Source organism: Bacillus sp. FSL W8-0848, from assembly GCF_038007805.1.
GTDB classification, from domain to species: domain Bacteria; phylum Bacillota; class Bacilli; order Bacillales; family Bacillaceae; genus Bacillus; species Bacillus glycinifermentans.
The window spans coordinates 1,353,127-1,375,910 of record NZ_JBBOYB010000001.1; the positions used below are offsets into that span (position 1 = coordinate 1,353,127).

Annotated in this window: 5 protein-coding genes; all 5 read left to right on the top strand. The window is 44.7% G+C overall.

Annotated elements, in window-relative coordinates:
• The first annotated feature begins 26 nt into the window (after nucleotides 1-26).
• Nucleotides 27-19,121 carry a non-ribosomal peptide synthetase gene (locus tag NSQ39_RS07100; RefSeq protein WP_341014425.1) on the top strand — a complete coding sequence of 6,365 codons (19,095 nt, stop codon included), beginning with the start codon at nucleotides 27-29 and terminating at the stop codon, nucleotides 19,119-19,121.
• Nucleotides 19,122-19,314: 193 nt separating this feature from the next.
• Nucleotides 19,315-20,031: a response regulator transcription factor gene (locus NSQ39_RS07105; protein ID WP_341014426.1), complete on the top strand. Its 717-nt coding sequence runs from the start codon at nucleotides 19,315-19,317 to the stop codon at nucleotides 20,029-20,031.
• Nucleotides 20,021-21,055: a sensor histidine kinase gene (locus NSQ39_RS07110; protein WP_341014427.1), complete on the top strand. Its 1,035-nt coding sequence runs from the start codon at nucleotides 20,021-20,023 to the stop codon at nucleotides 21,053-21,055. Before NSQ39_RS07105 ends, NSQ39_RS07110 begins: the two co-directional genes overlap by 11 nt.
• A 78-nt stretch (nucleotides 21,056-21,133) precedes the next feature.
• On the top strand, nucleotides 21,134-22,054 hold the full coding sequence (gene bcrA / locus NSQ39_RS07115; protein ID WP_175077041.1) for a bacitracin resistance ABC transporter ATP-binding subunit BcrA: 921 nt from the start codon (nucleotides 21,134-21,136) through the stop codon (nucleotides 22,052-22,054).
• Entirely contained in the window at nucleotides 22,047-22,781 is a 735-nt protein-coding gene (locus NSQ39_RS07120) for an ABC transporter permease (protein ID WP_046132415.1), read from the top strand. The genes bcrA and NSQ39_RS07120 overlap by 8 nt, the downstream gene beginning before the upstream one ends.
• Nucleotides 22,782-22,784 lie beyond the last annotated feature (3 nt).

Sequence of the window (22,784 nt, forward strand, 5' to 3'; positions counted from 1 at the left end):
GGAATTCTAGGAGCTGAGATTGCGATATGAAAACCAAAGTTGAGAAAATATATCCGTTATCAAACATGCAAAAAGGAATGCTGTTTCATGCCATGGAAGACAAATCGTCATCTGCATATTTTGAGCAGCTCATCATCGGTTTAAAAGGCCATGTAGATGAGCAGATATTTGAAGACAGCCTGAATGAAGTCATGGGAAGGCATGAGATATTACGAGCATCATTTACCTACAAATTGGAGGAGCCGTTACACGTCATCATTAAAGATCGGAAAATAAAGTTTGAATACCGTGATATCCGCGATCAGCATAATCAGGACGATGTTTTGAGAAGATATTTGCAAGAGGATAAACAAAAGGGGTTTGACTTGGCCAAAGAAACTTTGATGAGAGCCTGCCTCATCAGAAGGGATGAGGATTCATACCAATTGATCTGGACGTATCATCACATTTTGCTTGATGGCTGGTGCCTTGGGATCATATTGGATGAGCTTTTTACGATTTACGAAAAGAAACGAAAAGGCAAAAGGCATCAATTGGAGGACCCTAGACCATACAGCGACTATATCAAGTGGCTTGAAAGCCAGGATAAAGAGGAAGCCAAGGAATATTGGCAGCAATATTTAGAAGGCTGTGATCAAAAAACGATGATTCCCAAGCTGAGCACGCATTCCGGTGTACCTCAGCCCAAAAGAAAAGAAAAATTAATTGAATGTTCCGAAGAACTCACAAATGGCCTTTTGAAATTGGCAAATCGGAATCGTGTGACAATCAATACCGTTTTGCAAAGCATTTGGGGCGTAATTTTAGCAGTGTACAACAATAGCGAAGATGTGGTGTTCGGAACCGTTGTCTCCGGAAGAGATGCTGAGGTAGAAGGGATCGAAAAAATGGTTGGCGTCTTCATCAACACAATCCCGACCAGAATCAGACTGGAAAGAGACAAGAGCTTTAAAGATGTGTTAAGAAAAACACAATCTGACGCATTGGAAAGCAATCGCTACAATTATTTGAATTTAGCGGAGGTTCAATCGCTGAGCGAATTGAAACATGATTTGATCGATCACGTCATGGTATTTGAAAACTATGCCGTAGACCAAAAAGCGTTTGAACAAAGAAATGATTTAGGGTTTGAAATGGAGAGTGTCGGCGGGGAAGAACAAACAAACTATAGCTTCAGCATCTCCGCCGGACTGGACGGCCGCTTAAAGCTCTTGCTTATCTACGATGAGAATGTTTACGGCGAAGAAATCATCAATAATATCGAAAAGCATATTATAGCGGTCGCCGAACAAGTCGCTGAACATGATGAGAAAACAATAAGCGAAATCGAGCTTGTGTCAGAAGAAGAAAAACACATGCTCCTCGACCAATTCAACGACACGAAGACCGATTATCCAAAAGACAAGACCCTCCATCAGCTATTTGAGGAACAGGCGGAGAAAATGCCTGATCACAGAGCCGTCGTGTTCGGCAGCCGAAACATGACGTACAAGGAGCTGAATGAAAAAGCGAACCAGGCAGCGAGACTGCTCAGGCAAAAAGGCGTTGGCGCAGGCTCTGTTGCGGCGATCATCGCGGAGCGCTCCTTTGAGATGATTATCGGCATCATGGGGATTTTAAAGGCGGGGGCGGCGTATTTGCCGATTGATCCCGAAACGCCGAAAGACAGAATCGCCTATATGCTGAAAGACGCCAAGGCGGGCGTCCTCCTGACAAACAGCGGTGCCGCTTGCGGAATAGACTGTGAGGCTGAAGTGATTCGTCTGGACGGGGATGCGTTCAGCGGCTTCGGCAAAGAGAACCTGGGCCTTGAAAATCGTTCCGATGACGCCGCCTATATCATATACACTTCAGGGTCAACGGGAATGCCGAAAGGCGTGGTGACTCCGCACTACAGCGCCGTCCGGGTCGTACGGAACACCAATTACATTGACATTCGGCACGACGATGTCATTCTCCAATTGTCGAACTACTCGTTTGACGGATCGGTGTTCGACATTTTCGGCGCTCTATTAAACGGCGCATCGCTCGTCTTGATTGAGAAAGAAACGGTATTGAACATCCATGAGCTGGCAGAAGTGATCGACAAAGAGAAGGTCAGCGTGATGTTCATTACGACGGCGCTCTTCAATACACTCGCCGATATCAATCTCGACTGTCTGGACAATCTGCGGAAAATATTGTTCGGCGGGGAGCGGGTCTCGATTCCGCACGCCAAAAAAGTGCTCGACCGCGTCGGAAAAGACAGGCTGATCCACGTGTACGGCCCGACGGAAAGCACGGTGTACGCAACTTATTATTTCATTAACGAGATTGATGGAGAAGCCGATACGATTCCGATCGGCAGCCCACTTGCGAATACATCGGCACTGATCATGGACGAACGCGGCCGTCTCCTGCCGATCGGCGTTCCGGGCGAGCTTTGCATATCAGGAGACGGGTTGAGCAAAGGGTATTTAAACCGCGAAGAGCTGACAGCGGAAAAATTCATCCCGCATCCGTTTATCCCGGGCGAGCGGCTGTATAAAACGGGGGACTTGGCGAAATGGCTGCCTGACGGAAACATCGAATTTATCGGCCGGATCGACCATCAGGTGAAAATCCGCGGCTTCCGGATCGAACTCGGCGAAATCGAAAGCCAGCTTCAGAAGCATGACGCCATCAGTGAAACGATCGTCACCGTCAGGGAAGACGAGGAGAGCCGCCCGTACATTTGCGCCTATATCACGGTAAAGCGCGAGATCGCGATCGACGAGCTGAGAGAATGGTTAAGAAACAAACTGCCGGACTACATGATTCCTGCCTATTTTGTCAAACTGGACAAGCTGCCTCTGACCAAAAACGGAAAAGTGGACAGAAAAGCATTGCCGGAGCCTGACAAAACGGCCGCAGCGGAAACGGAGTATGAAGCGCCGAGGAATGAAACGGAAGAAAAACTGGCAGCGATGTGGCGTGACATTTTAGGCGTGGAGAAGATTGGAATTAACGACCGCTTCTTCGAAATGGGAGGCCACTCTCTCAAAGCGGCAGCGATGACGGCTAAAATCCAGAAGGAACTGAAGACCGAAGTTCCTTTGAGGCAAATATTTAAAACGCCGACAATCAAAGGACTTGGAGAGTTTATTCAATCAACGAAAAAAAGCGTTTATTCATCTATCAAAAAGGTGAAAGAAAAAGAATATTATCAGCTCTCATCCGCCCAAAAAAGATTATACATTCTCAACCAAATCGAAGAGAGCGGCTTGTCCTATAACATACCTTTTACAATGAAAGTAAAGGGCAGCTTTGATATACGCCGGTTTGAGGATGTATTGAAAAAAATAACGGAAAGGCACGAAGCGTTTAGAACCTCCTTCTTGATGGCGGATGGCGAGCCTGTTCAAAAGATTGAAAAGCATATCGATTTTCGTATCAAGTACAGCGAATTGGGATCTGGTAGCATTTCAGACAAAATAAAGGCCTTTGTCAGACCGTTTGATTTGGAAAAAGCGCCGCTTTTTCGAGCGGAAGTGTTAAAGGTTGATGAAAAAGAACATATCATCATGTTTGATATGCATCATATCATTTCAGACGGCGCTTCCATGGGCGTGTTAACAAAAGAGATCTGCGATTTGTACGAAGGAAAAGAACTCGCGCCGCTCAACATCCAATATAAGGACTACTCAGAATGGCAAAAAGCGTTTTATCAAAAAGATGAGATCAAAAAACAAAAACAATATTGGCTGAATGTCTTTAAAGATGACATCCCTGTCCTAAATATGCCGACTGACTTCCCGAGACCGCAAATACAAAGCGTGGAAGGCGACAGAATCGGTTTTAGGATAGACGCCGAATTGACGAAGAAGCTTAATCAAATCGCCAAAAACAACGGAACCACTATGTATATGCTTCTTCTGGCTGCGTATACGGTATTGCTTTCAAAATATACGGGACAAGAAGATGTGGTCGTCGGATCGCCGATTCAGGGCAGACAGCATCATGATTTGAAGAATGTGATCGGAATGTTTGTCAATACGCTGGCCATGAGAACGTATCCAAAAGGCGGAAAGACATTTGCCGAATATTTAAAAGATGTAAAAGAAGCTGCGCTGAAAGCGTATGAAAATCAGGATTATCAATTTGATGACCTCGTTGAACAGCTCGATCTCAACAGGGATATGAGCAGAAACCCGCTGTTTGATACGATGTTCGTCCTGCAAAATCTTGATCATGCGGATGCTGATATTAAAGGGCTGACGTTTGAAACATATGAAAGCGACATTCATATTTCAAAATTTGATTTTACATTATCGGCAATAGAGAAAGACTCCGGTATAGAGTTTGATTTGGAATACTGCACAAAATTGTTTAAAAAAGAAACGATTGAAAGAATGTCCAAGCATTTTGTCCGCGTTTTAAGGGGGATTTCGGATCATACTGACATCAAGCTGAATCAGATCGAGATCATGTCAGAAGATGAAAGGAACAAATTATTGTATCACTTTAATGATACAAAGACAGATTTTCCAACAGACAAAACGATATGCGAGCTGTTTGAGGAACGGGCTGAACAAACGCCGGACCATACAGCGCTGGTGTTTGACGATCAAAAGCTGACATACAGGGAACTGGATGAAAGATCAAATCAATTGGCCAGATTTTTAAGAGAGAGAGGTGTAGAACCGAACACCTCAGTTGGAATTATGGTGGAACGCTCTCCTGAAATGATCGTCGGAATCCTTGGAATTATGAAGGCCGGTGCCGGTTATCTGCCGCTTGATCCGGCATACCCGGAAGACAGGATCAAGTATATCCTTGAAGACAGCCAAACGAAGGTTCTTCTGACACAAGATGCGCTTATGAAAGAACGGGCGTTGATAAAAGATGCCAGCCTTATGAAAATAGACATCCATGACGAACGGATCGCGAGGCAGGATGCGGATCGTCTGCTTCATGTTCATCACGGCGGGGACCTGGCATATATCATTTATACTTCCGGATCTACCGGGAAGCCGAAGGGCGTATTAATCGAACAAAAAGGCCTGTGCAATCTGGTTCATGCCGTCATTGAATTGATGCACATAAAGACGGATAGCAGAGTCGTTCAATTTGCTTCCCTATCATTTGATGCTTCAGCATTTGAAATATTTTCAGCGCTGGCGGGCGGAGCCGCTTTGGTTCTGGGCCGACAAGAGGATCTGATGCCCGGACAGCCGCTGACAAGCTTTTTGCGCCATCATGAAATCACGCATGCGACCCTGCCGCCGACGGTTCTCAATAGTTTGGATGAATCTCAGTTGGACAACCTTAAAGTCATCGTATCCGCCGGTTCAGCGTGCAGCGAAGAACTTGCAAAAAGATGGTCCGGCAATCGGGTGTTTATCAACGCTTACGGACCGACGGAAACGACGGTCTGTGCAACCGCGGGGGTCTACAAAGGAAATGGCCGCCCGCATATCGGCCGCCCGATCGCCAATACAAACGTATATGTATTGGATCAAAACCAGCAGCCCGTCGCGACGGGCATCGTCGGAGAGCTGTGTGTCGGCGGGAGCGGTCTGGCCCGCGGGTATGTAAACAAACCGGAACTTACGGCAGAAAAGTTTATTCCGAATCCGTTTGTACCTGCTGAAAGGCTGTATCGAACAGGAGACCTGGCCAGATGGCTTCCTGACGGAAATCTTGAGTTTTTAGGAAGAATCGACCATCAGGTGAAAATTCGCGGCTACCGGATTGAACTCGGCGAAATCGAGAATCAATTGCTCAAGCATGACGATATCGATGAAGCGGCTGTCATTTCCAGAACGGATAAAGACAATACCGATTATTTATGCGCTTATTTCGTTTCCAAAAAAGAAATGACAGCGACAGAGGTGAGTGAATGGCTCGAGAAAGAGCTTCCTCATTACATGATTCCGGCGTATTTTGTCAAGCTTGATAAGCTGCCGCTGACTTCAAACGATAAAGTTGACCGAAAAGCGCTGCCTGAACCTGACATGTGCATCGACACTGGAGCGGAATACGAAGCGCCGCGAAATGAAACAGAGGCAAAACTTGTGGAAATATGGAGAGAGGTTCTCGGAGCACAGGATATCGGGATCAACCACCATTTCTTCGCCTCAGGCGGCGATTCGATAAAGGCGCTGCAGATCGTATCAAAGCTGTCAAGGCTGAACCTGAAGCTTGAGATCAAGGATTTGTTTGCGAACCCTAAAATAAAAGATGTAAGCAAATACGTCAAAAAAGGAAGCGAACGGAAAAAAGCCTATGAAACGGTTGAAGGAGAAACGGAATTAACGCCGATCCAACAATGGTTTTTCGCGAAAAACAAAGAAGAGATCGACCACTTCAACCAGTCGTTTATGATCTTTAGAAAGGGCGGCTTTGATGTAAAAAGCGTGAGAGAAGCCTTTAATAAAATAATGGAGCATCACGATGCCCTGAGGATGATCTATGAAGAACAAGGCGGGGAGATCATTCAATATAACAGAGAATATCAGGAAAATCTTTTCGGTTTATACGTTCACAATCTGAAAGGAACAGAGAATACAGCGGAAAGGGTTCATGAGCTGGCGACCGATATACAAAAGAAATCCTCCATTAAGGACGGGAAGCTGGTGAACCTCGGCATTTTCCAAACAGAAGAGGGCGATCACCTTTTGATTGTCATCCACCACCTTGTCGTTGACGGGGTATCGTGGAGAATCCTGTTCGAAGACTTTGAAACATTGTACTATCAGGCATTAAAAGGTGAACCGCTCGGCATCGGATACAAAACGGATTCCTATCAAGAATTCGCACGCCAATTAAAGGCGTACGCCAAGAGCCGCAAATTATTGAACGAGGCGGAGTATTGGCGCGGTATTGCACAGGCTGAAAGTTCGTTCATTCCGCAAATCAAATCATTAAAAAGGGATACATTTGAAAACAGCACGACATTAAGCATCACACTCGACAAAGAGACGACTTCTGCCCTTCTGAGGAAAACAAACAGGGCCTACAACACGGAAATCAACGATATTTTATTGACGGCTTTAATAGCAGGAGTCAGAGAAACGACCGGCGAAAATAAACTGAAAGTCATGATGGAAGGCCACGGCAGGGAAAGCGTCCTGGACGGCGTTGACATCAGCCGAACGGTCGGCTGGTTTACGACGCTGTACCCGGTATTTATCGATTTGGGCAAAGAAACGGATATCTCCCAAAATATCAAAATGGTCAAAGAGACTTTGAGAAAAATACCGAATAAAGGAATGGGCTACGGGGTATTAAAATATGCGGCGCAAGACCCTGGTTTAATCAATGAAGAAAAAGCGCAGATTTCATTCAACTATTTAGGCGAAATCGATGCTGACATTAACCGCGGCGAATTTTCAGGCTCGGACTTATCTGAGGGTGAAAGCATCGGAGGAAAAATTGCAAGGGGCCGCTCAATCGAAATCAATTCCATCATCATTAATCATAAGTTAACGATTCACACAACCTTTAATGAATTAGAATACACGAAAGAAACGATCAACCGGCTGAATGAAAATTATAAAGAAAGCCTTGAAAAAATCATCAGCCATTGCGCAAGTCAAACGGAAAGCGAACGCACGCCGTTTGACTATGGAGATACGAACATCAGCTTAGATGAACTGGAAGAAATAAAAGGGAAATACGGAGACGCCAAAATTGAAAAGATCTATCCGCTGGCCAATATGCAAAAGGGAATGCTGTTTCATGCCATTGAGGATCACACATCAAGCGCATATTTTCAGCAGACGGTTATGCACATCGAAGGATATGTTGACCCGGATATTTTGGAGAAAAGCTTCAATGAGATCGTGAAGCGTCACGAAATATTGAGGGCCTCATTTGAATACGAAATCGTTGAGGACCCAAGGCAGATCATTATCGAAGATCGGAAAATCGATTTTTACTATTGCGATATCGAAAAGAGCAGCCCTGCTCAAAAGGCTCGATTAATCGAAAGATACATTGCTGAAGATCGGGAAAAAGGCTTCGATTTAAGCAAGGATATGCTGATGAGGGTTTATTTGATCAAAACAGACGGCGAATCATATCAACTGGTATGGAGCCACCATCACATCCTGCTGGATGGCTGGTGCCTCGGCATCATTCTGGGCGAGCTGTTTACAGTCTATGAAAAAATGATAAAAGGAGAAGCATATCGATTAAAAGAACCGAAGCCGTACAGCGACTATATTAAATGGCTGGAAAAACAAGACAAAGAGGAAGCGCGTCAATATTGGAGCACATATTTAGAAGGGTATGAAGAACAAGCGCAAATTCCTGCATTTAAGAACGGCAAAAAGAATGGGCGGTATGACAGACAAGAAAAGGTTATCAGTTTTTCAAAACAGCTTACACATCAAATCAAGGAATTTGCCGGCAGCAACAGCGTAACGTTTCATACGGTGCTTCAGACCATTTGGGGCCTTGTATTGGCGAAATATAACAATATAGAAGATGTGGTGTTTGGAACGGTCGTTTCGGGAAGGGAAGCAAAAGTAGACGGAATCGAAGACATGATCGGCCTGTTTATCAATACCATCCCGACAAGAATCAGATTTGAAAAAAACAAGGGCATCAACGACATCTTAAAAACGGTTCAGGCTGAAGCGATCGAAAGCAATCGCTACAATTATATGAATCTCGCTGAAGTTCAAGCATTGAGCGGTTTAAAAAAGGATCTGATCGATCATATTCTTGTGTTTGAAAATTATGAAGTTGACGAGCAGCTCCTGGAACAGAACCTAACGGAAACAGGCTTTAAAGTGAAAGGGATAAGCGCCGCAGAACAAAGCAATTACAGCTTTAGCATGTCGGCAACTCCGGGTGAACAGCTGACGCTGGTCTTAACATATGACGGAAATGTCTACGACGAAGAAATCATCAGCAATATCGAAAGCCACATCAAAAGAGCCGTTGAGCAAGTGGTGACGAATGAAAATCGGAAGATAAGCGAAATCGACATTCTCCCGGAAAAAGAAAGAAAAATGATATTGTATGATTTCAACGATACGGCCGCTCATTATCCAAAGAACAAAACGATCCATCAGCTGTTTGAAGAGCAGGCGGAACGGACGCCTGAAAATATCGCACTTGTCTTTGAAGAGCAAAAGCTGACATACCGGGAGCTCAATGTAAAATCGAACAGATTAGCGAAGATGTTAAGGGAAAAAGGCGTAAAACCTAATATGATCGTCGGTGTAATGGCGGAACGGTCAATGGAAATGATCATCGGCATTATTGCGGTGCTGAAATCCGGGGGAGCATACTTGCCGATCGATCCGGAATATCCGGAAGACCGGATCAAGTACATGCTGGAGGACAGCGGGATTCACATCCTGCTGAAAAAGGCGGATAAGCAAATAAACGTTGATTTCACCTGCATCGACATGAATAAAGATGTGCTGACAGAAGACAGCGCCACAGAGAATTTGCAGCATGCCGCCTGCTCTGCCGATATGGCCTATATCATCTATACGTCGGGATCGACCGGAAAACCGAAAGGCGTTATGGTCAATCATCAATCGATTGTAAACACGTTGTGCTGGAGAAAACAAGCGTATGGCTACAGTGCAGCCGATACGACGCTGCAAGTCCCGTCCTTTTCATTTGACAGCTCTGTAGAAGATATTTTCACCTCGCTTCTATCAGGGGCAACGCTCGTATTAATAAAAGATCTGAAAGTGAATGTCAATGAATTGATCAGCGTGCTGCGGACTCATAAAGTGACAAATTTGCTGGCCGTTCCGAGCTTTTATCAAAATGTGTTAAATACGATTGAGCATCCTCTGAACGATTTGAGGTTTGTCACGATTGCAGGGGAAGGCTTTAATGAGCACCTGGTGCAGCAGCATTTTGAAAAGCTTCCGCACGTTCGATTATTTAATGAATACGGACCAACAGAAAACAGCGTTTGTTCGACATGGAGCGAATTGCGAAAAGGTGACCAAAAGGTTCTGATTGGAAGGCCGATCAGCAATCACAAAGTTTATATTCTGGATGACGAACAGCAGGTCATGCCGCTGGGGGCTTCAGGCGAACTTTGTGTAAGCGGGGAAGGCCTGGCCCGCGGGTATTTAAACAACCCGGGCCTCACCGCCGAAATGTTTGTGTCAAATCCGTTTATTCCGGGGGAAAGAATGTACCGCACCGGAGATCTCGCAAGACTTCTGCCGGACGGGAACATCGAATATTTAGGAAGAATCGATCATCAAGTCAAAATACGCGGCTTCAGAATCGAACTTGGGGAGATCGAAAATCAATTGCTTAAATATGAAGGCATTGACAGAGCGGCAGTCATTGCCAGAGAATCTCAAGACGGCAGCAAATATCTTTGCGCGTACATCACGTCAGAAAAAACAGCGAGCATATCAGACATCAGAAAATATTTGCTGAAAGAACTTCCGGACTACATGGTTCCGCAGTACTTTGTCAAGCTTGACCGGCTGCCGCTTACGGCAAACGGGAAAATCGACCGAAAAGCGCTTCCGGAACCGGACGGCTATGTCAGCTCGCCAGCGGAGTATGAAGCGCCGCGAAATGCAGCGGAAGAAAAGCTTGTCTCGATTTGGAAGGAAGTTTTAGGAATCGATAAAATCGGAATCAGCCATAACTTCTTCGAGATTGGCGGACATTCTCTCAAAGCCGCGGCTTTAGCTGCAAAAATGCATAAAGAACTGAATGTTGAAGTCCCTTTGCGGCAAATATTCGAAACCCCGACGATAAAGGATTTAGGCGAATTTATCGAATCGACAAAAGAAAGCCCGTATGCATCGATTGCGAAAGCGGAAGAAAAAGAACATTACACACTGTCATCTGCGCAGAGAAGGCTCTTTATCCTCAACCAAATCGAAGGCGGCGGCATCTCTTATAACATGCCTTTCGTCATGAAAATTGAAGGACGTTTTGATGTGCAGCGGCTGGAGGGGGCTTTCCGGCAGCTGATTCAAAGACACGAGGCCTTCAGGACATCGATTTTTATGGCCGACGGTGAACCTGTGCAGAAGATCGAAAAAGAAGTCGATTTTAAAGTAAAGTACGGCCGATTGGGAACAGAGCGTCTCGAAGAGAAAATCAAAGCGTTTATCAGGCCGTTCGATATGGCAAAAGCCCCGCTTTTAAGAGCGGAAGTATTAAAAGTGAACGATGATGAGCATATTATGATGCTCGATATGCACCATATCATTTCCGACGGCGTTTCGATGGCCATTTTCACTAATGAGCTGGCCGAGTTGTATGAGGGAAAATCATTGCCGCCATTATCGATTCAGTATAAAGACTTTTCCGAGTGGCAGAAGCAATTTTACCAAAAGGAAGAAATGAAACGGCAGGAAGAATACTGGCTTAATGTCTTTAAAGACGATGTCCCGGTTCTGAATTTGCCGACCGATTATAAAAGGCCGCAAAAGCGCCAATTTGAAGGGGATATCCTTCAGTTTGAAATCGACGGCGAAACAACAGGCAAGCTGAGGAAGCTGGCGAAAGAATACGGCGTTACAATGTATATGCTGCTTTTGGCCGGCTACACAACATTGCTTTCAAAATATACCGGCCAGGAAGATATCGTCGTTGGTTCGCCGATTGCGGGAAGACACCACAGCGATATGAAGCAAGTGATCGGAATGTTTCTCAATACGCTTGCCATGAGGAATTATCCAAAAGGCGGCATGAAATTTGCCGATTATTTACAAGAAGTCAAGGGAACGGCGCTGAAAGCATATGAAAATCAGGACTATCAATTTGACGAACTGGTCGAAAAGCTCAATGTCAAACGGGATATGAGCAGAAATGCGCTGTTTGATACGATGCTTGTTCTGCAAAACTTTGACAGCGATGAATTTGCGATTCAAGGGCTCAAGTTTAAACCGCTCAAAACGGACATGCATATATCAAAATTTGATTTGACGCTGACAGCGGCCGAAACAGACGAAAATATTCAATGCGTCCTCAACTACTGCACAAAGCTGTTTAAGCGGGCGACCATTGAAAGAATGGCACGGCATTTTTCCAATATTTTAAAAGCTCTAACAAACGATCCTGAGATTCGGCTGCATGACGTCGATATGCTGTCACAGGACGAAATGAATCGGCTTTTATATAAACACAACGGAAAACAAGCTGATTATCCAAAGGATAAGACGATCAGCGAGCTGTTCGAAAAACAGGCGGAGAAAACACCTGACAAAACCGCGGTGGTATTTGAGGACCAAAAGCTGACATACCGGGAACTGAACGAAAAATCAAATCAGCTGGCAAGGCTGCTGAGAGAAAAAGGAGCAGGTGCAGATGCCGCAGTCGGCATCATGGTTGAACCGTCGCTTGAGATGATCATTTCCATCCTGGCTGTGCTGAAATCCGGAGCTGCATTTCTGCCGATCGATACGGAGCAGGTTGCCAAAAGAACAAATGACATTCTGCGTGACAGCGGGGCAGACATATTGCTTGTCAAAGGCTCTGTCAAGGAAAACGTCGTCTTTAACGGAGAGGTCGTCAATGTGGATGACGGCGCGATTTATACAAATGCTTCGTCAAACTTGTCTGCCTGCACTGCGGCTGACAGCAGCGCTTATATCATTTACACATCAGGCTCTACCGGAAAACCGAAAGGGGTATTAGCAAAACATTACAATGCGGCGAACTATACAGCGTGGTTTATGAAGGAAGCGGAACTGAAGGAAAACGATAAAGCGATGCTGGTGTCTTCCTATGCGTTTGATCTGGGCTATACAAGCATATTCTCATCCCTTTTAAGCGGAAGCGAACTGCATATCGCGCGGAAAGAGCTCTATACAAACGCACATCGGGCCTTGAAGTATATAAAAGAAAATGAAATCACCTATATGAAGCTGACACCGTCGCTATTTAACATTTTGGTCAATGATCCCGGCTTTTCCGCCGAAAATGCCTTAGACAAGCTCAGGCTTGTTGTCTTGGGCGGAGAGATGATCAACACGAAAGACGTAGAAACTTATTTAAAGCAATATCCGAATCACATGATCATGAACCATTACGGACCTACTGAAACGACAATCGGCTCGGTTTTTCAAATGATCGATTCAAAACGCCTCCATTCCTTCAAAGAACGTCCGGTCATCGGCGCTCCGATTCATAATACGAAGGTATATGTACTGGATCAAAACATGAAGCCCGTTCCGGAAGGCGTATTTGGGGAATTGTGCATCGCGGGAGACGGAGTGACAGGCGGTTATCTAAACAGACCTGATTTGACGGCAGAAAAATTCGTTGAAAATCCGTTTGCGCCAAATGAACGAATGTACCGGACAGGAGATTTCGCCAGACGGTTAAGCGACGGCAGCATCGAGCTTTCAGGCCGGATGGACAGCCAAGTTAAGATCAGGGGCTACAGAATCGAAACGGAAGAAATCAAAAATACAATATTGAAACACGAACAGATAACAGAAGCCCAAATCGCTGTCAAAGAGGATCAGAACGGCGTCAGACAGCTTTGCGCATATGTGACGTCAGACGTGAACATGACGTTCGAAGACATAAGAACTTATCTGAAGGGTGAACTCCCTGATTACATGATTCCGTCATATATTGTCCAGGTTGATAGCATGCCGCTGACAGCCAACGGAAAAATCGATACGGCCGCATTGCCTGAGCCAAAGATGAGTCAAGAGGCTGCGTTTGAAGCGCCGCGAAACGCTGCGGAAAAAACACTGGTCAAGGTCTGGCAAGAAGTTCTGGGAGTTGAAAAGATAGGAATCACCCATAACTTCTTTGCGCTGGGCGGAGACTCCATTAAAGCGCTGCAGATTATTTCGAGATTATCAAGAGAAGGCATTGCGCTTGACATGAAGGACTTATTTGCAAATCCGGAAATCAAGTTTTTAAGCAAATATGCCAAGGCCGAAACAGACAAAACGGCATCCTATGAAGCGGTTGAGGGAGAGGTTCTGTTAACGCCGATTCAGCAGGAATTCTTCGCGCAGAACAAACAGGGCAGAAACCATTATAATCATGCGGTGATGCTGTTTAGAAAAAGCGGATTTAACGTGAGGCTGGTCAAACAGGTATTTGAAGAATTAGTAAAGCACCACGATGCTCTCAGAATGATATTTAAACAAGAAAACGGGAAGGTCGTTCAATTTAACCGAGGAACGGACAGCCATCAGTTTGATTTAAGCGTATATGACGTCTCACACGAAAAAGACCAGCGCCAAAAGGTTCATCAATTGGCAACGGAGCTCCAGCAAAGCATCGATATCGAAAAGGGTCCTTTGGTGAAAACGGCGATCTTTAAAACGGATGAAGGAGATCACCTTTTGATCGTGATCCATCACCTCGTCATCGATGGAATATCCTGGAGGATATTGTTTGAAGACCTAGCGCTTGGGTACAGCCGATTAGAAGCCGGAAAAACAATAGAATTCTATCCGAAAACGGCTTCTTATCAAGAATTTGCACAGAAAATAGCAGACTATTCAAGAACGGAAAAGCTGCTGAAGGAAAAGGACTACTGGCGTCAAGCCTTAAGTGAAAACATCGAGTTCCTGGAAATGAAGGAAGCAGCCGGCGTATTCAAATATGAAGACAGCCGCACATTAAATACGGAACTCGGTGAAGAAGACACAAGGCAGCTGCTTAGGGAAACAAACCAAGCTTATCATACCGAAATCAACGATCTTTTGATCACGGCGCTTCTCGTAGCTGCAAGGGATGTAACAGGCCATACAAGCTTGAGAATCAGCATGGAAGGACACGGAAGGGAAAAGGCGATAGGCGGCATCGACGTCAGCCGGACGATCGGGTGGTTTACGTCCAAGTATCCGGTATTCATCGATTTGGGAGAGGAAAAAGGCATCTCCGCCAATATTAAAATAGTCAAAGAAACGTTGAGAAAAGTACCAAACAAAGGAATAGGATACGGGATATTAAAATATACAGCAAAGGACGCAGATCTCATAAAAGGCGCAAACACCCCGATTTTGTTTAATTATTTGGGGCAGCTTGATGAAGACATCAACAGCAAAGAATTTACTTCATCATGGCTTTCGCCGGGAGAATCGATAGGAAACGGCATCACGAGAGAAAATCCGATGGAAATAAACGCGCTTGTGTTTAATGGACGGTTGACCATTCAAACGACATACAACGCGAAAGTATTCGATGAAGACATCGTCAGCACCTTTGCAGAAACATATAAAGAAGCTCTTAAAACCATCATCAGCCACTGCGCAGCCAAAGAAGAGCCGGAAAAAACGCCATCTGATTACGGCGACAAGTCTATCAGCTTACATCAGCTTGAGGAAATCAAACGGAAATATAAGGGGATGGAAATCGAAAAAATATATCCGCTTGCCAACATGCAAAAAGGCATGCTGTTCCATGCGCTCGAAGACAAGGAGTCGAAAGCGTATTTTGAACAAATGGCCATCGATATGAAAGGATATATTGATGAACGGCTGTTTGAAGAAAGCTTCAATGCTATCATGAATCGGCACGAAATATTAAGGGCTTCGGTTGAGTACGACATCACGGATGAACCGAGGAACGTGATCATTAAGGACAGAAAGATAAATCTTCTGTATCTTGATATAAGACATCAAAGTCCGGATAAACAAGAGCTCACAATTGAACAGTATCTCAAGGCAGACAGGGAAAAAGGTTTTCATTTAAGCAAAGAAACATTGATCAGAGCGGCGCTTGTGAGAACCGCAGATGACGCCTATACGTTCATTTGGACAAACCACCACATCCTGCTGGATGGCTGGTGCAGGGGAATTATTTTGGGAGAGCTGTTCCACATCTATCATAAGAAAGCAGCCGGTCAAGAGATTCAGCTTGAAGACGGAAGACCGTACAGCGATTATATGAAGTGGCTCGAGGAACAGGATAAAGAAGCAGGAAAAGCGTATTGGAAGCATTATTTATCGGGATTTGCCGAAAAATCGCACATTTCGGTTTTAGGAAGCCAAACCGGAAATGGAGAATATCAAAGAAAGGAAACCGTTGCTGAATTCCCGGCAGAATTGACCCGCCGAATCACAGAACTCGCCAATCGGAACAGCGTGACGGTCCATACGGTATTGCAGAGTGCTTGGGGGATTATGCTGGCAAGATACAACCAAACCGAAGACGTCGTGTTCGGTACCGTCATCTCGGGAAGGGATGCCCAAGTAGACGGAATAGAGAAAATGGTCGGGCTTTTCATCAATACGATACCGACCAGAATCCGAGCCGGCAGAAATCAAAGCTTTAGGGATGTGGTAACGAAAGTTCAGGCAGATGCTTTAGAAAGCGGCAAATACAATTACATGAATCTGTCGGAAGTACAGTCGCAGAGCGAGTTAAAAAGAGATCTCTTGGATCATGTGATGATTTTTGAGAATTATGCAATTGATCAGAGCGCCTTTGAGCCTGATGGAAAAATGGATTTTGTTTATAAAGAAATTCATGCTGAAGAACAAACGAATTACGGATTTAATATTGTGGCAATTCCAGGCGAACGGTTAGCCGTCAAATTCACATATGACGGAAATGTTTATCATGACCAAGTCATCGACAACATGAAAAAACACCTTCAGCATGTGCTGGAGCAGGTTGTTAAAAATGAAGATCAAACGATAAGCGAAATCAAGCTCCTTTCGGAAGAAGAAAGAAATATGCTGTTGTACCAGTTTAATGATACAAAGGCGGATTATCCGAAAGACAAGACGATTCATCAGTTATTTGAAGAACAGGCAGAAAAGACCCCTGAGCTGACAGCCGTTGTGTTTGGAGATGACAAGCTGACATATCGGGAGCTGAATGAAAAATCCAATCAGCTCGCAAGATATCTCAGGGAAAAAGGGGCAGGACCAGATACGATCGTTGCCATCATGGCAGAACGTTCCTTGGAAATGATGATCGGAATCATGGGGATTTTGAAGGCCGGAGGAGCCTATTTGCCGATTGATCCCGAATATCCGAAGGAGCGAATCGAGTATATGCTTGACGACAGCGGAGCGGAAATTATCCTTGTGGACAAAAAGACGGGCGCCATCGGGCAGCGCCAAGAAGCCGTATATCTGGACGGCGGCTTCGATAGCTTATCCGCCGATCGGCTGGAACCGGCCGGTGATCCCGACAGTCTCGCGTATATCATCTATACGTCAGGCTCGACAGGCAAACCGAAAGGGACGATGATCAGGCAAAGAGGACTGGTGAATTATATCACATGGGCTGACCAAGTTTATGTTCAAGGCGAAAAGCTCGATTTTGCCCTCTATTCATCAGTTGCGTTCGATCTGACGGTGACATCCATATTTACGCCGTTAATTTCAGGCAATAAAGTGATTGTCTATCAGCATAGCGATGACGGGGAACCGATCATCAGAAAAGTGTTCAAGGACAAGAAAGCCGGGATCGTCAAATTGACGCCGTCGCATTTAAGCCTTGTCAGAGATTTGGAAGGAAGCGGATCAAGCATAAAGCGGCTGATCGTAGGCGGGGAAGATTTAAAATCCGAGCTGGCAAAAGAAATCTCTGAAAGGTTCCAATCCAAGATTGAGATTTATAATGAGTACGGGCCTACAGAAACGGTTGTCGGCTGCATGATTTATCAATATGATGCCGAACGGGACCGCCATGTTTCAGTTCCTATCGGCAAGCCGGGCCGGAATGTCCAGCTTTACATTTTGGATGATCAACAAGAAGTTCAGCCGATCGGCATCGCCGGAGAGCTGTATATTAGCGGAGACGGAGTGGCGAAAGGCTATCTGAACAAGCCGGAGCTGACGGCCGAAAGGTTCCTGCCGAACCCGTTTTTGCCCGGCGAAAGGATGTACCGGACGGGAGATCTCGCAAGGCTGCGGCCGGATGGAAATATCGAATTTTTAGGACGGATCGACCACCAGGTAAAAATCCGCGGGTATCGCATCGAGCTTGGAGAAATAGAGAACCGATTATTATGGCATAAGGATATAAAGGAAACGGCTGTTGCCGCAAAAACGGATCACAGCAACAATCAGTACCTTTGCGCATACGTCGTTTTGGAAAAAGGCAGAAAAGAAATCAGCCAAGCGGAAATAAAAGAGTTTTTGTCAAAAGAGCTTCCGGATTACATGGTTCCGTCCTATTTGCTGACGCTTGATACATTGCCGCTCACGCCAAACGGAAAAGTTGATTTGAAGGCACTTCCTGAGCCAGACCGAAATGCAGCAGCGGAAACGGATTACGTGCCTCCGGCAAGTGAGCTTGAAGAAAAAATTGCTGCCATATGGGAAGACATCTTAAACATCAAACCGATCAGCATAAGCGCCAACTTATTCGATATCGGGGCAAACTCTTTACACGTCATGTCATTTGTGTCAAGACTCTATACAGAGCTGGGCTTTAGAGTTCCGTTTAAGGACATTTTTGCGAAGCCGACGATCCAAAAACTGGCGGGCTTCTTAAAAAATGCGCAGCAATTGTTAAAAGACTATACAGATGATTGCATACAGCTGAGCAGCGCGGCAGAAAACAGCAAAACGTTGTTCTGCTTTCCGCCGGCGGCTTCAATGGGCATTGCCTACATGGGCTTGGCCGAGCATTTGGATCAGTATTCCGTATACAGCTTCAACTTCATCCAATCTGAAAATCGGATTGAAAAATACGTGAACATCATCAGAAATATTCAGGCGGAAGGGCCATACACGCTCATAGGATATTCGTCGGGAGGCGTGCTCGCATTTGATGTGGCAAAAGAATTGAACCGCCTAGGATATGAAGTGGAAGATCTGATTATCATCGATTCAAGATACCGTACAGAAACGGAGAAAGATCAGTTCACAGAGGAGGAATACAGGAAGGAGATCGATAAAACATTTGATCTTGAGAAATATAAAGATTTAGAAAAGCTCATGAGAGACTATTTGGTTGAATTAATTATGAAGTCTTATGTATATGTCCAGAACACGATAACGTCCGGTACAATTGACGGTGATATAAGCTATATCAAGTCAGTGAAAGAACCTCGGAATGACGATTTCATGATGTGGAAAAACGCAACGAACAAGGCGTTTACAGTGATCCAAGGCGCTGGGGAACATATGCAAATGATTTCTAAATCCCATCCTGATATTCTCGAACAAAACGCTAAATTGATTCATGACATCGTCAATAAGACTGTAAGAATTTAAGCAGAAAAGGCATCCTTCTGAAAAGGGATGCCTTTTTTGTGCATTCACGAAGAATTCGGCTCTCTGCTATAATGAAAAGCAAAGAAAAGAGAGGAAGCATTGCAAAAAACAAGCAGCACTGGGATTACATCTATAAAAAGGGGATATACATATAGATGGATTAAAAGAATAAAAACATAAAGCAGGTGAAGCGATGGAACCCATTCGAGTGCTCATAGCCGATGATGAAAAAGAAATCAGAGATTTATTGAAAACATATTTAGAAAGAGAGTGGTATGAGGTAGATGCGGCAGCTGATGGAGAGGAAGCTCTTCGATTATTTGAACAAAACCATTATCACCTGATCGTATTGGATTTGATGATGCCGAAAATCGACGGCATGGAGGTCTGCCGAAGAATAAGGAGTCATACGAATGTTCCGATACTGATGCTGACGGCAAAGGATCTTGAAGGCGATAAGATTTTAGGATTGTCGATGGGAGCTGATGATTATATTACAAAGCCTTTCAGCATAAACGAAGTGCTTGCGCGAATCAAAGCCCTGCTGAGGCGGTTTTTAATACTGGGCAGCAGCGAGTCCCGCACTGATGAAAAGTCGCTCATGGCATTCAAAGGATTAACCATCGATCTGAAAACATATTCCGTCACGGCAGGGGGACGCGAAATCGTTTTGACGGCGAAGGAATTCGAACTGCTGAAGTTTTTCGCCTCCAATCCCGGCCAGGTATTTACGAAGACGCAGCTGTTTCGGAACGTATGGGGCGATCAATACATAGAAGACGATAATACCGTGATGGTTCACATCAGGAAGCTCAGAAAAAAAATAGAGGCCGATCCGTCGAATCCGCAATTTATTCAGACTGTGTGGGGAATCGGCTATAAGTTTGCAGGTGAGAAAGATGCTGAATGATCATAAGCTGCCGCTGTTTATCCTCCAATTTGCAGCGATTGCCGGGCTTTTATTCATCAATATGAATACCGGTTCTTTAGGCGTATTCAGTATCATGCTGTACGTTTTGCTGCTTGGAACAACGGCTGTTCTCTTTCTTTCAAGGCTTCGCTTTAACAAGCATCTGGAGCTGATGGATATCGAGCTGAAACGCATGGCAAGCGGGAATTTAAGAAGAAGATTGCTTGCGAATGACGACCCTTTATTCAATGAAATCATTTTTTCGATTAATGAATTGATTGAACAGCTGGAAAAGGTCCAAATCGACGCCGCACAATCGGAAATGGCGAGAAAGAGGCTATTGTCCAATATATCCCATGATATCAGGACGCCGCTTACATCTATCATCGGCTATATTGATGCTTTAAAAGACGGAGTCGCATCCTCAGAAAAAGAAAAACAGGAATACCTCAACATTCTTTCTAAAAAATCCAGCAGCTTGAAGCGATTGATCGATGAAATCTTTAACATGGCAAAGCTTGATGCGAATGAAATTCCGCTGAATATAGAGTCTTTTGATCTGGCTGAACTTGTCCGTGAGACGCTGATTAACTTTTTGCCTGAACTCAAAAAGCATGATATTGAATTAAATGTTCACATACCTGAAAAAAAATGTTTCATCATGGCGGACCGGCTGAGTCTGATCCGCGTCATCGAGAACCTGGTGAAAAACGGAGTTCATTACGGAAAAGCAGGAAAGATATTGGGAATCGAGCTGAGGGAAACTGATCGTGAATATCAGCTTCTCGTCTGGGACAAGGGACCGGGCATTCCGGAACATGATATTGAAAACGTGTTCGAAAGAATGTATCGAAGAGATCGGTCGAGAAAGCTGGGTGAAGGCAGCGGCTTGGGACTTGCCATTGCGAAATCCCTTGTTGAAAAAAACCGCGGAACCATTTGGGCGGAAAGCACCCCTTGGGAAAAGACGACTTTTGGTTTTTCGCTTCCTAAACAAAACCATCTTCATTTATTTAAGAAATAATTAAGAAATGATTAAGAAGGAATTAAATCCTTCTGTTTAAGATGTAGCTATAAGGTTAGTGAAAGCGAGTGAACCTAATTGAGCACAATCATAAAAACGACGAATCTCACAAAAATGTACGGGACGCAGAAATCTGTAGATCACCTTAACATTCACGTAAAGCAAGGAGATATATACGGTTTCTTAGGACGAAACGGAGCCGGCAAGACGACGACGATCAGAATGCTGCTCGGATTGATCAAACCGACCCATGGCCAGATTGAGATTTTTGGAGAACACTTCTTCAAAAATAAAAAGGAAATTTTAAGGAGGATCGGTTCCATTGTAGAGGTCCCCGGTTTTTATGCAAATCTGACCGCGAGAGAAAACCTTTTGATTAACACGAAAATCATAGGCATTCACAAAAAAAATGCGATCGATGAAGTGCTCGAAATCGTGGGCCTTCAAAATGAAACGAAAAAGCTTGTCGGCAAGTATTCCCTGGGAATGAAACAAAGATTGGGGATTGCGAGAGCTCTGCTTCATTATCCGGAGCTGTTGATTTTGGATGAACCGACAAACGGCCTGGACCCTATCGGCATCAAGGAAATGAGAAGACTCATCCGTTCTCTGGCCAGAGAACGAAATATCACGATCTTTATATCAAGCCACATTTTGTCTGAAATCGAACAGCTCGTCGATCATGTCGGGATCATTCATGAAGGAAGGCTGCTTGAAGAACTTCCGTTTGACCATCTTAGGGAAAGAAACCGTAAATATCTCGAGTTCCAATTATCCGATCAAAACAAAGCGGCCGTTCTGATGGAACAGCATTTTGACATTCACGATTATGAAGCCGGCCAGGACGGAATTATCCGCGTATATTCCCACCTGGGGCAACAGGGGAGGCTTAACAAAATGTTTGTTGAAAACGGCATTGACGTATTAAAGATTACGATGAGCGAAGACAGTCTCGAGGACTATTTCGTGAAATTGATAGGGGGCGGGACGATTGGTTAATTTGTTATATACGGAACTGTTGAAGCTTAAACGTTCGCAGATGTTTTTAGTCAGCATCTTGGGAGCTGCAGCCGCCCCTTTTATCTGTTTTATATCATCTTTAGCCAAGAAAGCGAAATACCCTGACGTGCCGATCCGGTTCAGCGATACTTTTTCCGATACGAATCTGTATATTATATTGTTGATCGGCGTTCCCTTATATGGGGTGATTACGTCGTATTTATTCAACAGGGAGTATGCCGAAAGCACGCTGAAAAATTTGTTGACCATTCCCGTTTCAAGAATCAGTCTGATTATCAGCAAATTGCTTTTGCTCCTGATCTGGATCATGATGCTGACGTTAATCGCTTGGGTGCTCACCTTTTTATTCGGCCTGATCGGACAATTTGAAGCCTTGAGTTCAGGTGTTTTGATGGAAGGGTTTAAACAATTTTTCATAGGCGGGATGCTTCTCTTTTTCTTGGTCACTCCAATTATTTTTGTCACGCTTCTGTTTAAGAATTACGTCCCGACGATTATCTTTACAATCATTATTACAATGGTGAGCATAATGGTTTATGGCACGGAATACAGCGCTCTATTCCCCTGGTCTGCGGTATGGGTGATAGCTTCAGATACGTTCTTCCCCGAATATCCGCCGGAATATTCTTTTATGAGCGTTGCCGCTGCAACGGTTCTTGGATTAGTCGCAACAATTGCTTATTTTAAAAAAATCGATATTCATTGATCC

Bases quoted from the DNA above. Each gene is read 5' to 3' on its own strand.
- NSQ39_RS07105 (WP_341014426.1), top strand. From the start codon at position 19,315: ATGGAACCCATTCGAGTGCTCATAGCCGATGATGAAAAAGAAATCAGA.
- NSQ39_RS07110 (WP_341014427.1), top strand. From the start codon at position 20,021: ATGCTGAATGATCATAAGCTGCCGCTGTTTATCCTCCAATTTGCAGCG.
- NSQ39_RS07100 (WP_341014425.1), top strand. From the start codon at position 27: ATGAAAACCAAAGTTGAGAAAATATATCCGTTATCAAACATGCAAAAA.